The sequence below is a fragment of the Coleofasciculus sp. G3-WIS-01 genome, assembly GCF_040223135.1.
In the GTDB taxonomy this organism is placed as follows: domain Bacteria; phylum Cyanobacteriota; class Cyanobacteriia; order Cyanobacteriales; family Coleofasciculaceae; genus Coleofasciculus.
The window spans coordinates 22,295-37,514 of record NZ_JAVJZI010000090.1 but is presented as its reverse complement, the minus strand read 5'-3'; the positions used below and the strand labels follow the sequence as shown (position 1 = coordinate 37,514).

Genomic DNA, 15,220 nt, shown 5'->3' with positions numbered 1-15,220 from the left:
AATGTTAAATGTCAATTTAGGTGAACATTGAGTTACCTAAATTGACCTTGGGGAATCGTGTATCCCAGCACGCTCATCACAGATTACAGTGTGGGTCTTACGACTTCCCCAAACCCCTGCTAAGATAAACCTCTACCTACCCTTTTTCTATCTAAAGATAGAGTCAATGTATTCAACAATTACGAATCGACTAGCATCACTAGGCGTCAAACCCAACTACATCATTGAGCTTGATTCGGCGACAGCGGCTCTACGGGCAACGGCTACATACCTTCATGGCAAAGAGTTGCGCTCAGGGGGGATTGCACCAGGGGTTATGGCTACCTTAGCCAACTTGGCTAACTACCTCCCCGATTCCGTAATTGAGACAATATCGACGTTATCGGGATGGATGGATGCCTCATCACCTAGGGTTGTCAATAAAGTGCGGGCAGACGCCAATAGTCATTGATAGTCCAAAATTGGCGCGATGATGCATAATAAAAGGATCGGGGACATTAGCTACCAGGAAAGCCATGACCCAACGCCACTGGCTCGATATTACCGAATATGTCTGTATCGGGGGTTCACTCTTAGGAACCGCGATCGCAGCCGCTACTCAGCAAGTCGTCTACGCGGCTACCCCCTTAACCTTCACTCTGGGGGTAAATGTCCTGAATCGCCAACGGCTGTATCAACTCAACCGTCAACACCAGGATAGTGCGATCGCGCAGGTGTATCAAAACCTAGAACCGATTCACGAGCAATTCTCTCAACTGGATATCCAGACTCAGGAGCGTATCGATCACCTCAAGGATATTAACGCTCAACAGTATAAGGCGGCGATTAACAAAATTCATCAGCTAATCGAACCCCTGAATCAACAACTGATTCAACTGGATACCCGCAGCCAAGAACAACTTGAACAATTCAATACCGCGAATCAGCAACAACAGGCGGAAATTATTGCCCACATCTATCAACTCATCCATCCGCTGCACCTGCATCTTAGCCAACTCGACGAGAAAACCCAACAGCGCGATCGCCAAACCCAAGCCCAACTGGATCAATTACAGGCATTGCAACACCTGCAAGCGGAAGGTATTCTGGCTTACATTAACCCCCTCATCGACACCCTTAATCAGGAACTAATTCGCCTAGATAGCCAAACTCAACAACAGTTTGCCGAATTTAGCGCCGCCAATCAGCAACAGCATGATGGGATTATTGTCCAAGTTCAGCAACACCTGGAACCCCTAAAAACTAAACTCGACACCTTAACGCCACATGTTACCAGCCAAGGATTACAGCTTGGACAGTTGAAGGAGGCGATCGAGAAATGGTATGACTACCTTGAACCCCTGAACCAGCAAGTCTCTCACCTGGAAACCAACTCGCAACAGGTAAATTCCCCGCGACACCAACAGATTGAACAACTCAAAGAAACCATTGTTCAACTTCAAACGACAATCTATAAACTGCAAGACATTAAGGACAAAAATCGATTACCCTCGCCGCCCAAAAACGCCCCAGAAACACCAGAACCCTCCTCCCTTTCTCTAGCAATGTTAAGACATGAACTCGACGCCGGACTTCAGGGAGTGGGTAAAAATATTCATCAGATTGGTAATTCCCTGCAAGACTTATGGACGGGATTAACGACATTGGAAACCCGCACAGAGTCTGGCTTAATTACCCAGAAATGGCATTGTGTGCAAACCTTAACCGCCCATTCGGGTAAAGTGAATACTGTGGCAATTAGTCCCCAAGGAGAGGTTTTTGCCAGTGGTAGTGATGACCAAACCCTTCGACTCTGGCAATTAAAAACAGGTCAGGAGATGGGAATTCTGGCTAAAAACTTTGCCTGGTTTAATGGAGTCAAATCAATTGCCTTTAGTCGAGATGGGAAACGGCTTGCCTTTGGTAATGATGATTATACGATTAAGGTATGGGCGTTAGAAACGGGACAGGAACTTTATACCCTCATGGGACATTCGAGTTCAGTTAAATCAATTGTCTTTAGTCGCGATGGGCAACGTTTAATTAGTGGAAGTGATGATAGAACGATTAAACTGTGGAACCTGGAAATTGGCAAAGAAATTCCCTTATCGATTCAGCATTCAGATTGGCTAGGGCGAGTCAACGCAGTGGCGATTAGTCCCAACGGTCAAATTCTTGCTAGTGGGAGTGATGATAAGACGATTAAGGTTTGGGATTTAACCATAGGTCAATTAATCATGACGTTGAGTGGACATAAAGCGGCGGTTAAGTCAGTGGTATTTAGTCCCGATGGTAAAATGATTGCCAGTGGTAGTGCAGATCAAAGGATTAAGCTTTGGTATCTGGGAACGGGTAAAGAAATGAGTACCTGGCAAGGAAATTTTGGTTCGGTTAATTCACTTGCTATTAGTCGGGATGGAAAGGTTTTAGTGAGTGGGAGTTCTGATGAGACTGTGCAGCTTTGGCAGTTAAGTACAGGGAAAATTATTGATATTCTGAAAGGGCATAACGGTGCGGTGTATTCGGTGGCGATAAGTCCGGATCGAAAGACTGTGGTGAGTGGGAGTTCGGATAAGACGATTAGGATTTGGCGGTGTTGATAATATTGGTATTGGAATTATAGTTTAACCCCCAGGGACGCAGATTCTAAGTAGTCGGACAAAATTAAATCGGGTTATCGGGCTACTCATGACAAATTTTAATTTGATTCCAGATATTTCAAAGGTTCAGGTTTACCAACTTCAGCAAAAGGAGCTTGCCTGATAGCCGTAATTAAATCCAATCAATTGTATAGCCTTAAAGACTATCTGGATCAATATTCAACTCCCGTAATTTCGCGGCTAACCGTTCAGCGCGTTGAGCTTCTTGTTGGGCGCGTTGAGCTTCTTGTTCTCGCTGTTGTTCTAATTCCAAATAGGATAAAAACCGTTGCCCATCGGGTCGATATAATTCTAACCCGGCTTCGGGTAATTCAAACCGCACTGTTAAGCGAGGACTAACCCAGCCGGACATCGGTTCAATGACTTCTAATAGTCCTTCAATTCTTTGCCATCCTCTCAAATCTTTATCGTCTGGATCATAGAGGTAATATTCTTCAACACCGTAGCGATTATAAAATGCCAGTTTTTTATCCATCTTAGTCTGGCTGTCATGAAACGAACGAATTTCAAAGACAACTTGTGGCGGGATATTGTTTTCGCGCCATTGCAGGTAGGAACGACGATCCTCTTTAGGGACACCAAAAACAACCATGACATCCGGCGCTTGGGAGATGGTGTTATTGCCTTCGACGGGATACCAGAGTAAGTCTCCGGCTACAAATACATTAGGCTCATCTTTAAATAGAGCATCACAGCCACCTTTAATTTTGGTAATCCATTGATATTGAATGGTGCTGTCTGCCATGGGTTGACCATCACTACAGGGATAAATGATTTCTTCTTTTGTAAGTATCATACTATTAGGTGTTAGGTTTTAGGTTCATTTATTATAAGCAATGCGCCCGGATAAAGCCAAAATAGAGACGAATACCTCTATATCCCTTGGCTGATGAGCTATTGTCTCAATCCTCACTGCGATCACCCCCAAAACCCAGATGGGATGCGGTTTTGCCGACGTTGCGGTTCCAAGCTGTTGCTGCGAGAACGTTACCGCAGTCTGCGATTGATTGGACAAGGGGGTTTTGGCAGAACGTTTTTAGCGGTGGATGAGGATAAACCCTCGAAACCTCAATGTGTGATTAAGCAGTTTTTCCCCCTCTACCAGGGGAAAAGCGATGTCCAGAAAGCGACAGAATTATTTGAACGAGAAGCCGTGCGCCTAGATGAATTGGGGAAACATCCCCAGATTCCGGAATTGCTGGCTCATTTTACCCAGGATAATCGCCAGTATTTAGTCCAAGAATTTATTGATGGGCAAAATTTAGCCCAAATCTTGGCAAAGGAAGGGGTATTTAACGAACAGCAGATTCGGGATATGCTGCGAGATTTGCTAGCTATCCTTGAGTTTATCCACTCGCGCTCTGTTATTCATCGAGATATTAAACCAGAAAATATTATTCGTCGTCGGCATATTTATACTGGGGAAACGGAGGAAAATGAAGAAGGTGTAATCAAAGGGAATTTGGTTTTAGTTGATTTTGGTGCGGCTAAACATGCCATTGGGACGACAAAAACGGGAACGACTGTGGGGACACCGGACTATATTGCCCCAGAACAAGCCAAAGGAAAAGCTATTTTTGCCAGTGATTTGTATAGTTTGGGTGTTAGTTGTATTCATTTACTCACCCAGGTACTTCCTGAACAACTGTTTGATACGGGAGAGGATATCTGGATATGGCGGCGTTACTTAAAAAATAATTCGGTTAGTGATGAATTAGCCTATATTTTAGATAAACTTCTGAAACGAGCAACTAATCATCGTTATCAATCCGTTGCTGAAGTTATCCGAGATTTAAATCAACTCCCCTCGATTTCACTAACCCAACTCACTACCCCATCGCTATCGCCTCAATCGATTACCCTGTCAGGATTTCAGGGGGCTGGAGGTCAAAGCGCGATCGCATCCACTCCGGCACATCCACTAAGCCTCAAGCCACCTTCTCATCCACCCTTAACCAATTGGCAAGTTGTGCAAACCCTAAATGGACATTGGGGTTCGGTGGAAGCGGTGGCGATTAGTCCCGATGGTTTAATTCTGGCTAGTGGTAGTGCAGACGCCACGGCGATGTTATGGCAGTTACCAGAAGGACGAGAGTATCATACTCTAAATGGTCATATCGAACGAGTCTGTGCTGTCGCATTCACGCCTGATAGTCAATATTTAGCCACAGGAAGTTATGACCAAACGATTAAACTTTGGCAGGTACAGAATGGACAACTTATTTTAACCCTAACTGGTCATAAAAAATGGATTAGTTCCCTCGCCATTAGTCCCGATGGGCAGATATTAGCCAGTGGTAGCAATGATGGCACGATTAAGTTATGGCATATCCAACAGGGTAGGGAATTATATACGCTTACAGGACATACCACTTATATTAATGATGTTGCCATCAGTCCCGATGGAGAAAGTATTGCCAGTGTCAGTGGTGATGGAACGGTAAAATTATGGCAAATCAGTACAGGGGAAGAACAGAATAGTTTTGGCGATAGCCAGTTACGTTTCGGCTTTTTCTATTCCGTCGCCATTAGTCCCGATGGCCAACTCCTCGCCACCGGAAAAAGCGATGGCACAATTACATTATGGCAGTTAGAGACAAGAAGGGAACTTGGTACTCTCAAGGGTCATAATCAACGAGTACGGACATTAGCCTTTAGTCCTGATGGATACACCTTAGCCAGTGGTAGTATGGATAAAACAATTAAGATTTGGCAACTGTACGATAGGCAAACCCTTGCTACCCTGAACGGGCATACCTGGGAAGTCTATGCTGTCGCCTTCAGCCCCGATAGTAAGACACTTGTGAGTGGCAGTATGGATAAAACCATTAAAGTTTGGCGTTGTGATTAAAACTTGCTCACAGGAAATAGTTTGATATAGCTCCTTGGCGTACCTTTGCACTTTCCTCTGCGTACCTCTGCGCTTTCCTCTGCGTACCTCTGCGTTAAAAAAATATAATTTTCGCACTCAAAGATTTAATCAAAAAAAACATCAAAAATTTCCATTTTAATAAAAAAATATAATCATTGGTCAAAACATTTATGTAGAGGCGCACCGACGTGCGCCCTCAGCCTACACTACCACTTGAGCAAATTAAACTGCTCCATATCAATCGTGTCGCGATTGCGATAAATCGACAGCACAATTGCTAACCCAACCGCCGCTTCAGCCGCCGCTACCGTAATCACAAACACAGTAAAAACCTGACCTTTAATTCCCACAGGGTCAATAAAATTAGAAAACCCCATTAAATTCAAATTGACCGCATTCAACAGCAGTTCAATTGACATTAACACGCGCACAGCATTGCGGCTGGTAATCAAACCATAGATACCAAGGCAAAACAGAGCCGCCGCTAGAAGTAAAAAATATTGAAGTTGGAGTTCCATGAATTGACGTTTAATGTTTGATGTTTGACAGTTGGGCGGGTTTTGTTGATCACTTATCAGTCACAAAGTCTATTGAAAGGCTAAACCCGCCCCTACACCCGCCCCTACACTCGTCCCTATTCCCGCCCATAGCACAATAGGTTTTATCGAGTACTTTTTTGAGCATCTCCGCCTACAGATGCCAACTGACGCTGGCGTTCTGGTAAGGTAGAAAACTCAGTCTCTGATGTATCGCGAGGTATCAAGCTTTCTGGGATAAAATCGCGACGTGCCAAAATAATCGCACCCACCATCGCCATCAACAACAGTACCGAGGCGAGTTCAAATGGCAGTAAAAAGTCACTGAAGAAATGCTTGCCAATCTCCACCACTGATCCTTCACCCTCGACCATCGTACCCGAATATATCGACCAAGGTGTCGCTAATATCATCGTTCCCAGCAAAGCAAATAATCCCAGACAAACCAGCGCGGTTGCACCTTGACGAATCCAACGATTCGCAATTGGTTTAAAATCTTCTCGCTTATTCACCAACATAATGGCAAACAAAATTAGCACATTCACCGCACCCACATAAACCAAGATTTGCGCGGCGGCGACAAAATCAGCATTTAGTAACAGGTAAAATCCCGCCATACTAATGAAGACACCGCCAAGTAAAAATGCCGAATAAACGATGTTATTGAGTAGGACAACGCCTAAGGCTGACCCAATCATCATGACCGACAAAATCGCAAATGAAACAAACTGAACCCCTTGGGCTAGATCCACTGTACCTTCACTCCTTACACTCTAGTTAAACTGACACATTAATCCCACGGAAAAAGACTCCGTGGGATTAGCTTTAAGCATTCTTCGCTGTTTCTTCTTCTTTAGCAGGTTCCATTTGCTCGATAATTTCTTCAGGACGCAAACCAGCACGTTGAGAACCTGGCGGTAAACCGTGGGGATCTGTGACTCCCTTGGGTAAGTAAGCCAACTCCCGTAATGGCGTAACCATCGGGTCTTGCGTCACCTTGTACGGCAGCCGTCCCATCGCCACATTATCATAGTTGAGTTCGTGGCGATCGTAGGTAGACATTTCATACTCTTCTGTCGCCGACAGACAGTTGGTGGGACAGTATTCAATGCAGTTAGCGCAGAAAATACAAACCCCGAAGTCAATACTGTAGTGCTTGAGATTCTTTTTCTTACTGGCTTTATCGAACTCGTAGTCTACCACCGGCAGATTAATCGGGCAAACTCGTACACAGACTTCGCAAGAAATACACTTGTCAAATTCAAAGTGAATCCGACCCCGATACCGTTCAGAGGGAATCAGTTTTTCATAAGGATACTGCACGGTAACAGGACGGCGCTGCATGTGGTCGAAGGTTACAGATAAACCTTGACCAATATAACGGGCAGCTTGAACGGTTTCTTTGGCGTAATCGCCAACTTGTTTGAGGAACTTGAGCATAATTTATTATTCGTCATTCGTCATTCGTCATTCGTCATTCGTCATTTATCATTTGTCATTTGTTTTTAACTATGACCAATGAACAATGACCAATCAACAATCAACCCCCGAACGCAACGGGAAAGGTGAGTTTAAGAGCAGCCGTCAACAGCAGATTTACTAATCCAATCGGTAAAAGGAACTTCCATCCTAGATTTAGGAGTTGGTCAATCCGCACACGGGGAACTGTCCAGCGCAACAGAATGGCAATAAAGACGAGAAAGTAAGCTTTAAGCAAGGTCATGGTAATTCCCACAGAAGCGGTAATCACCTGTAACCAGGAACTGGTTTCACTTACACCTAGCCAAGTTGCTAATCGGTCAAGGGGAATCGGGAATTCCCAGCCGCCTAAGTACAGCACTGCCACTAATACGGCAGAAAGGATTAGGTTAACGTAAGACCCGATATAAAACAAACCAAATTTCATGCCGGCATATTCCGTTTGATAGCCAGCAACCAGTTCCTCCTCGGCTTCGGGTAGGTCAAAGGGAAGTCGCTCACATTCGGCTAACGCCGCAATCCAAAAGATCAAAAAGCCAACCGGTTGACGCCAAATATTCCAGCCTAAGATGCCATACCCGGATTGCTGTTCCACAATATCAATGGTACTTAGGCTATTGGACATCATTACCACTGCTAATACCGCCAGCGCCAGGGGAATTTCATAACTAATCGACTGGGCGGCAGCTCTTAACCCCCCAAGTAGGGAATACTTGTTATTGGAGGCATAGCCTGACATCAGCAAACCAATGGGCTGAATACTCGACAGGGAAATCCAGAGAAATATCCCCAGTCCTACGTTGGTAATCACCAGGTTCTGTCCAAAGGGGACAATCAGGTAGGACAAAAAGACAGGGATGACGACGAGTATGGGTCCGAGGGTAAATAGCCATCGGTCTGCTTTGGCGGGGACGATATCTTCCTTAAACACCAACTTGAGACCATCGGCGACGGCTTGCAGAACACCCAGAGGTCCAGCATATTCCGGACCAATCCGCTGTTGAGCAGCAGCCGAAATTTTCCGTTCCAGCCAGACGACGACAAGGACACCCACGGTGGCACCGATAATCATCAGGAACATCGGTAGGGGCATCCACATCGCCTTGGCAGCACCACTGGGGATGCCAAAATCTTTAAGCGATTCAATAAAACTTCCTTGAAGGTCAATTCCTGCGTTCATCTTGGCAGCTACATGATATTTACTGAGGTAATTTGACACTTGCCGTATCAAATTATGCTATCGGTTGGGTTTGTGAAGTTTTTTTGACAGCCTCACTGCCTAGTATACCGTTCGAGGGTGATCCCCTTAGCCTAGACAAGGGAGAATTTCCGTTGATCGTAGCCGATGTGCTACGACGGTTAAATCAGACGGATGTACTGTCTGGATTTGTTCTCAATCTAAGGCGAGTGTGGCGGTGACAAAAGGTAAAAGGCAAAAGAAAACCTGATTACGGCTTAATTTGTGGCAATTGCTTCTATGGTATCCATCATTATTTTTGATGCTTGTTGCTTCTCCCAGACGTGCCATGGTACGTCTGGAACGTTATTCCCCTTGCTCAATCGGGGCAAGCAAGGCATCCTGAAAGAAAATATTAAATTTTAAGCTTTTGAGTCCAAGTAGTAGTTATGACCCAAGCGAATCTTCTGGAATTAGCGAAACAGGGTGATGATGCGGCGATTGTGTCGGTGATGAATTATGTGCTGAAAGACCGCCATATTATCGCCCAAGCTGCACTCAAAGGTAATTGCCTGTTGGTACTCCTGAAAGCGGTTCAAATCCCTGACCAAAAATTATCGGTGACAATTGTCCGCAAACTGATGACACACTTACGAGTCCCATCGATCACCTCTGTGCAAGTGTATGGCAAACAGGTTGGACAACCCGCCCCATCTTGGATAGAGGTTATCGATTTGCGGGATGAACTTGAACCCTTAAAACCCAAGACTGGCTTTTTCAAGGTATTACCTCATCTGACTCTGTGCCTACCTAAGTGACTTAGTGTTAGCAAACATTTGCCATGTTTCCCCATTCAAGGGGATAGATCTCAATCAGTTCACGCAGTCGATACTGTTGATAATTTTTCGGTGAACTTAAGCGGGCTTTATTAATGGTCTGAATAAGTTGATCACGGGAAAAAGGTTTACTGAGGTGAGCAGTAGCCCCTTGCTTCATTCCCCAAATTCGGTCAATTTTATGATTTTTAGCCGAACAAATGACAATAGGAATGTCCTGAGTATCCGGATGCTTTTTTAACTGACGACACACCTCAAATCCATTCATTTCTGGCATTATTAAGTCAGTGACAATGACATGGGGTTGATAAAATACTGCCTTGTTCAGCGCTTCTTTCGGGTTGGTTAGATTGATAATCCTATGACCGCTATCGCGCAGGTAAAGATTCATCAATGCTAACTGAGAGAGACTATCCTCAATCAATAAAATCTTACTCATGGGGAGATTAGCAAAAAAACTAAATGGGGGGAAATTAATAAAAATAGGAAAATTTCTTAGAGATATATGTCAACGACTAGGATACCTTGAATTCTTGTACCAAAAAATCCGTTAATTCACTGAATACTCCTACGCACAATGGCTGATTTCAAGACAAATGAATCAGTATATATGCTTATTGGTTTGACAAAATTGGGGTTATCATGATGCATTCAGGAGGACAGGAAAAACTTGCCAATGGAGTTCCCAGAAGGGAGGATGGTAGTAAGACTATATCCATCACCGACTTTTCCGTAAATTTAGTTAGGAGGTCTGGCTTTCCTCCGGAACCCATACATAGTATGGACGAGGTATCCAGCAGCAAATTAAGATGACAGACATTTCTGGTGCATCAACTCACCTGCAACACCATCGACAGCAGTTTCCGGCTTTAGCCAACAAAGCTTATTTCAACTTTGGCGGTCAAGGTTCTCTCCCCTCAAGGTCCTTAACCGCGATTCAACAGGCTTATGAGTATACTCAGCATCATGGACCGTTTTCCGGTAAGGTCAATGAGTGGCGGGTGGAACAAACCCAGCAAACCCGAGACGCGATCGCGTCTGAGTTGAGAACGCCTCCAGAAACTATTACCCTCACGGAAAACGTGACCGCAGGCTGTAATATTGCTTTCTGGGGAATAGACTGGCAAGTTGGCGATCGCATCCTACTTACGGATTGTGAACATCCCGGTATTGTGGCGATAGCCCAAGAGATTGGACGGCGATTTGGTGTAGAGGTGTCCACCTGTCCAATTATGGCGACGCTGAATCAAGGTGATCCCACCGCCGTGATTCAACAACACCTGACACCCCGTACCCGGTTAGTCGTTCTCAGTCATATCCTCTGGAATACGGGTCAAGTTTTGCCCTTAAAGGACATTGTGGAAACCTGTCGTGATGCAGTGACAGAAAACGCCCCGATCAGAATTTTAGTCGATGCGGCTCAATCCGTCGGTTCCTTACCTTTAAATTTAAGTGAACTTGGCGTAGACTTTTATGCATTTACGGGTCACAAATGGTGGTGTGGACCGGCTGGGGTTGGGGGTTTGTACGTGCGCCCTGATGTTTTAGAACACCTGCATCCCACGTTTATTGGTTGGCGTGGTATTGTCCAGGACAAAACGGGTAAACCCATCGGTTGGAAACCTGATGGAGAGCGCTTTGAAGTCGCTACCTCCGCCTATCCTCTCTACGTCGGACTTCGAGAGGCGATCGCGACTCATCAGCAATGGGGAACGGATCAAAGCCGCTACGAAGAAATTTGTCAGCGCAGTCAGTATCTTTGGCAACGTTTATCTGAGTTAAACTCGGTTCGTTGCTTATTGACCTCTCCCCCCCAAGCCGGTCTAGTTTCCTTTGTCTTAACCAATAGCACACCTTCTTCCCAACTCGTCCAACAATTGGCACAAAAGGGTTTCCTGCTTCGCACGCTTCGTGATCCCGACTGCATTCGCGCCTGTGTTCATTACTTTACAGACTATGAAGAAATTGACCAGTTAGTGGACGCGATCATAAGTCAATTGTAGGGGCGGGTGTAGGGGCGGGTGTAGGGGCGGGTGTAGGGGCGGGTGTAGGGGCGGGTGTAGGGGCGGGTGTAGGGGCGGGTTTAGCCACACAATTGGAATCTCAGTGATAACATCTCAACAAAACCCGCCCTTATTCAATTGGAATCTCAGTGATAACATCTCAACAAAACCCGCCCTAATACCAAATCCTGACAAATCACAAATGAACAAAACTATTCTGTTGACTTTTGTCGCACACCTTGCACAATCCGCGAGAGTTCACTCTTTTCGTCAACAGTAATCCGACTCGGAGAACCACTGATGATTCGCTCGTAATTGCGGAATGAATCCTTAATGTCTGCCCCACCTTTGCTAATTGTGTACTCCCGGATTCCGGTATCGTGCCAAGACCCACGCATTTTAAAGACATTAATTGCCCGGGACATTTGACCCCTAATTTCTACGTATTGCAGCATTAAAATTGTATCAGTAATCGTAGAAATATGGGAATCTGTAATCGAATTAGAACCCATAAATTGGTCAGTCGTATTTGTAAAAAAGCCCGTAATTTCTTCTTGTTTGGCGTAACCGGTCACCCCAATCACGAACTGACGGAACGCATTATTGCTTACTCCCCGCGCTAACGCTGAAAGAGAATCAATGGCAATGCGAGACGGTTTGAACTCCTGGATTTGGGATTGAATAATTTGTAAGTGATCTTCTAATCCGGCTGATTCGGGGTAAGAACAAAGAATTTTCAATAATCCTTTTTCTTCCATTTCCTCAAAATCGATTCCCCAGGATAAACCGTTTCGCGTGAGCTGCGCTCTGGATTCTTCGTAGGCAAAAAGTATCGCCCGTTCCTCATTTAAACAAGCATCCTGAATAAACTTACTGACTAATAAGGTTTTTCCAGTTCCTGTGGCTCCCGTTGCCAAGATAATGGAATCTTTAAAGAAGCCACCGCCACACATATCATCCAGGGTTTTAATTCCGGATGATACCCGCACATTGGACGAACGCTGAGTCAATTGCATGGCGCCTAAGGGGAAGATGTTAAATCCTTGATTAGTTAGGGTAAAGGGATATTCCCCTTTCATGTGGGTTGTACCCCGTAGCTTGAGAATTTCAATAGTGCGGCGTCGGCGTTCTCCTTCTAAAACATTGCGAATAATTACCACATTATCGGAGACAAACTCTTCCACGCCAAACCGCGCAACCGGTCCATATTCTTCAATGCGCTCTGTCGTCATGACTGTCGTCACTCCAATTTGCTTGAGACGAGCGACTAAGCGAAAAATTTCTCGCCGCACAACTGAAGCAGCATCGTATTGTTGAAATATGGCGGTGATGGAATCAACGGAAACGCGCTTGGCTTTGTACTTGCGAATTGCGTATTGAATCCGTTCGATTAAAGCAGATAAATCAAAGTTACCCACAACTTCTTGTCCTTCTGGATCAGGAGAGGCGTCCAGAATAAAAAGTTTGCCGTCATCAATTAGCTTTTGCAGATTCCAGCCTAAGCTATGGGAATTTTTAATAATATCGTTGGGAGATTCTTCAAAGGTAACAAAGACACCCGGATCATCGAATTGAGTGATCCCGTTATAGAGGAACTGAACCGCGAACAATGTTTTGCCAGTACCAGAGGTACCACTAACCAGTGTGGTTCTACCCACGGGTAACCCCCCATGGCTGATATCATCGAACCCTTCAATCATCGTCCGGATTTTATGGATTCCTGCTGTGGTAAATTCATCGGGTCTTTGCTCATCTAGATTAAATGGACTCATATTTTGTCGTCAAATTTAAAGATATAACTAAAATCACCGTAATCTGAGAATAGATCTCGGAGTTGCTATTATGCCATAAAATCTGAACGTTACCTAAAAATCAATCTCTCCATCGCGAATTTCTTCATAAAGCAGATCCAATCCGATTAAAACTTTTTCGCGATCGGACAGATCCCCAATAATTTTTCGCACCGGAGGGGGTAAAACTTTCGCTAGGGTTGGAGTTGCCAAAATTTTATCTTCCTCAGCAAGTTGAGGACTTTTGAGAACATCAATTACTTTCAGGGCGTAAACCCCTTGAAATTCTTGTTCTAGGATATTTTTAAGTGTTTTCAATGCTGTAACTGAGTGGGGAGTATTCCCAGCCACGTAAAGCTTGAGGACATAAGTTTTTTTTAAGGGACTCATAGGGTTAGCCATTAGGAATCAGCGAAGGATAGTTGCAACTTTAAAAGTAACCCGAAATAAATTCGTTCACCGTTCACCTGGATGGGTCGTAAGCTAATTGCCAATGCCATAAATTATAGCGGTTCTCACTCTTGATGAAATACAAGCATCTGTTTTTTTGTTCTTGCTACTCCTTTACTCCAAGCATTCTCCATGATTTATGGTTCATTGCCTGGTGAAGTTGCCATGAACGAGGAGCCTGAGACTGTGTTCCATGAAACCGAGAATTGCTACATCTCCCAATTATAACTCTCTCGGTATCGAGCGACGATACATTTCACCTAAATGGGCAATCACATCGATCAGCGTTAGGCGATAGTCTGTGAGAATATCTTCACTGCGACCCTCTAGCTTGAGTTGTTGAGAAAAATCATCCATCAAATCCATGTGAATTTCTACAATTCTCGAAACGGATATGTCGGCAAAAAAGGCTTCATTGACAAAATTATCAATTAACTGGTTAATCGTGGTATCTTGACTGAAGTACATTAAAACAATCTGACGATAATCCCTCTTAAGTTGTTCGATCAGCTTGGTTCTTTCATTTTGCGGTAAATAGCGAAAGAAAAACTGAGGATTTCGTTTATAGTACACACCGAGATATCCCAGTCGCTCTTTGAGTTTTTCAGATAACCGATACTGCTGTTTCATTAAAGAACCCCGATGATTTTCCTCTGCTTTCTGATCCGCATTAGCCAGAAGATCGGGCAAGTTGCAGTTCGGAGACAGAGAAAGAAACTGGGTAATTGCCTGTTCTATTAAATGTTCTATCTCAGAGAGTTGGATAGTATCGATTCGGACTTCAGCGGCGTGAAACAGATAATGCACCTCCCCTGGTGTAAAATGAACGGTTGTCTGAATCGGGTTGGACTGACCATTTGTGACAACAATCATGTTGTTCTCTTTTGATTCTTTGGGTAAAATCACCAGAGGTAGGAGGGTTCCTTGTTCGTACAACTGATTAATAACGGGTGGTAAGGATTCATCTTCTTGCAGCACTAAACAATCGATGTGTTGCTGTTTTTTTTCAACGAACTCCAGAAACTCAGCCTCTGAGTTCGCGATCGATAACAGATAGCGATCGCCACTTAAAACCTGGCTCAGTGACTGCGCCAGGGCTGGGGAACGAACAAAAATACCAATCGACAGTTGAGGATGCAAAACGATAGAACTTTAATAGACAATACAGTTGAAAAACAACCTTACCCATTGCCGAGTTAAATCACTCGACTGTAAAGTATTTTAACAAATTTTTTATAAACTTAATTAACATTGAGTTAAATACTCTAAGAATTGTAAGTAATTGTAAGCGCTTTGCCCTTTCCCCCCCCCATCCAGAGCAATAATTAAACTAGAGCTGTGGTTGTGTTGGTCAGCGTCAGAGTTCCTGACGCTACTCGGCTTATGGGCAACTTAATATACATTGATAGCCTGCGACCCAGCCGCTGCCCCTGATTTG

At 44.5% G+C, this 15,220-nt stretch carries 15 protein-coding genes; 5 read left to right on the top strand and 10 right to left on the bottom strand.

Translation table 11 applies throughout. The annotated features are described in order from the left end of the window. Window positions 1-166: 166 nt before the first annotated feature. Window positions 167-451: a hypothetical protein gene (locus RIM23_RS09555; protein WP_446366486.1), complete on the top strand. Its 285-nt coding sequence runs from the start codon at window positions 167-169 to the stop codon at window positions 449-451. Between the two features lie 64 nt (window positions 452-515). After that, the gene (locus tag RIM23_RS09550; protein ID WP_446366484.1) at window positions 516-2,579 is read left to right on the top strand and encodes a hypothetical protein; all 2,064 of its coding nucleotides are present in this window, start codon (window positions 516-518) and stop codon (window positions 2,577-2,579) included. A gap of 196 nt (window positions 2,580-2,775) precedes the next feature. Here the strand turns inward: RIM23_RS09550 and RIM23_RS09545 are convergent, their stop codons facing one another. Then, entirely contained in the window at window positions 2,776-3,435 is a 660-nt protein-coding gene (locus RIM23_RS09545; protein WP_446366482.1) for a Uma2 family endonuclease, read from the bottom strand. Window positions 3,436-3,528: 93 nt separating this feature from the next. Between RIM23_RS09545 and RIM23_RS09540 the strand changes: the two genes are divergently transcribed. Further along, window positions 3,529-5,490: a protein kinase domain-containing protein gene (locus tag RIM23_RS09540; RefSeq protein ID WP_446366480.1), complete on the top strand. Its 1,962-nt coding sequence runs from the start codon at window positions 3,529-3,531 to the stop codon at window positions 5,488-5,490. A gap of 227 nt (window positions 5,491-5,717) precedes the next feature. Here the strand turns inward: RIM23_RS09540 and nuoK are convergent, their stop codons facing one another. From nuoK to RIM23_RS09515, 5 genes are all read right to left on the bottom strand, one after another. Continuing rightward, window positions 5,718-6,029, bottom strand: a complete 312-nt coding sequence (nuoK, locus tag RIM23_RS09535; RefSeq protein WP_446342412.1) for an NADH-quinone oxidoreductase subunit NuoK — start codon at window positions 6,027-6,029, stop codon at window positions 5,718-5,720. A 143-nt stretch (window positions 6,030-6,172) separates the two neighbouring features. Beyond that, a complete protein-coding gene (locus RIM23_RS09530) occupies window positions 6,173-6,799 on the bottom strand; it encodes an NADH-quinone oxidoreductase subunit J (protein WP_446366478.1) in 627 nt (208 codons plus the stop codon). Window positions 6,800-6,872: 73 nt separating this feature from the next. Further along, window positions 6,873-7,487 carry an NAD(P)H-quinone oxidoreductase subunit I gene (gene ndhI / locus RIM23_RS09525; RefSeq protein ID WP_446366476.1) on the bottom strand — a complete coding sequence of 205 codons (615 nt, stop codon included), beginning with the start codon at window positions 7,485-7,487 and terminating at the stop codon, window positions 6,873-6,875. Window positions 7,488-7,587: 100 nt separating this feature from the next. Next, on the bottom strand, window positions 7,588-8,706 hold the full coding sequence (nuoH, locus tag RIM23_RS09520; RefSeq protein WP_446366530.1) for an NADH-quinone oxidoreductase subunit NuoH: 1,119 nt from the start codon (window positions 8,704-8,706) through the stop codon (window positions 7,588-7,590). A 213-nt stretch (window positions 8,707-8,919) separates the two neighbouring features. Next, complete coding sequence (locus tag RIM23_RS09515; RefSeq protein ID WP_446366474.1) at window positions 8,920-9,054, bottom strand: hypothetical protein; 135 nt, start codon at window positions 9,052-9,054, stop codon at window positions 8,920-8,922. A gap of 98 nt (window positions 9,055-9,152) precedes the next feature. Between RIM23_RS09515 and RIM23_RS09510 the strand changes: the two genes are divergently transcribed. Further along, window positions 9,153-9,521 (top strand): hypothetical protein, encoded by a 369-nt coding sequence (locus RIM23_RS09510; protein ID WP_446366472.1) that lies wholly within the window; start codon window positions 9,153-9,155, stop codon window positions 9,519-9,521. 7 nt (window positions 9,522-9,528) lie between these two features. Here RIM23_RS09510 and RIM23_RS09505 read toward each other — a convergent pair whose 3' ends face one another. Beyond that, a complete protein-coding gene (locus RIM23_RS09505; RefSeq protein ID WP_446366470.1) occupies window positions 9,529-9,978 on the bottom strand; it encodes a response regulator in 450 nt (149 codons plus the stop codon). Between the two features lie 370 nt (window positions 9,979-10,348). Here RIM23_RS09505 and RIM23_RS09500 point away from each other — a divergent pair, with 370 nt between their 5' ends. Next, window positions 10,349-11,542, top strand: coding sequence for an aminotransferase class V-fold PLP-dependent enzyme (locus RIM23_RS09500; RefSeq protein WP_446366468.1), 1,194 nt, complete (start codon window positions 10,349-10,351; stop codon window positions 11,540-11,542). Between the two features lie 212 nt (window positions 11,543-11,754). On the opposite strand, the gene kaiC is transcribed toward RIM23_RS09500, so the two are convergent. The 3 genes from kaiC to RIM23_RS09485 form a co-directional block, all read right to left on the bottom strand. Further along, window positions 11,755-13,314 carry a circadian clock protein KaiC gene (gene kaiC, locus RIM23_RS09495; RefSeq protein WP_446366466.1) on the bottom strand — a complete coding sequence of 520 codons (1,560 nt, stop codon included), beginning with the start codon at window positions 13,312-13,314 and terminating at the stop codon, window positions 11,755-11,757. A 93-nt stretch (window positions 13,315-13,407) separates the two neighbouring features. Further along, window positions 13,408-13,722, bottom strand: a complete 315-nt coding sequence (kaiB, locus tag RIM23_RS09490) for a circadian clock protein KaiB (RefSeq protein WP_446334974.1) — start codon at window positions 13,720-13,722, stop codon at window positions 13,408-13,410. A gap of 282 nt (window positions 13,723-14,004) precedes the next feature. After that, window positions 14,005-14,922, bottom strand: a complete 918-nt coding sequence (locus RIM23_RS09485) for a circadian clock protein KaiA (protein ID WP_446366464.1) — start codon at window positions 14,920-14,922, stop codon at window positions 14,005-14,007. Window positions 14,923-15,220 lie beyond the last annotated feature (298 nt).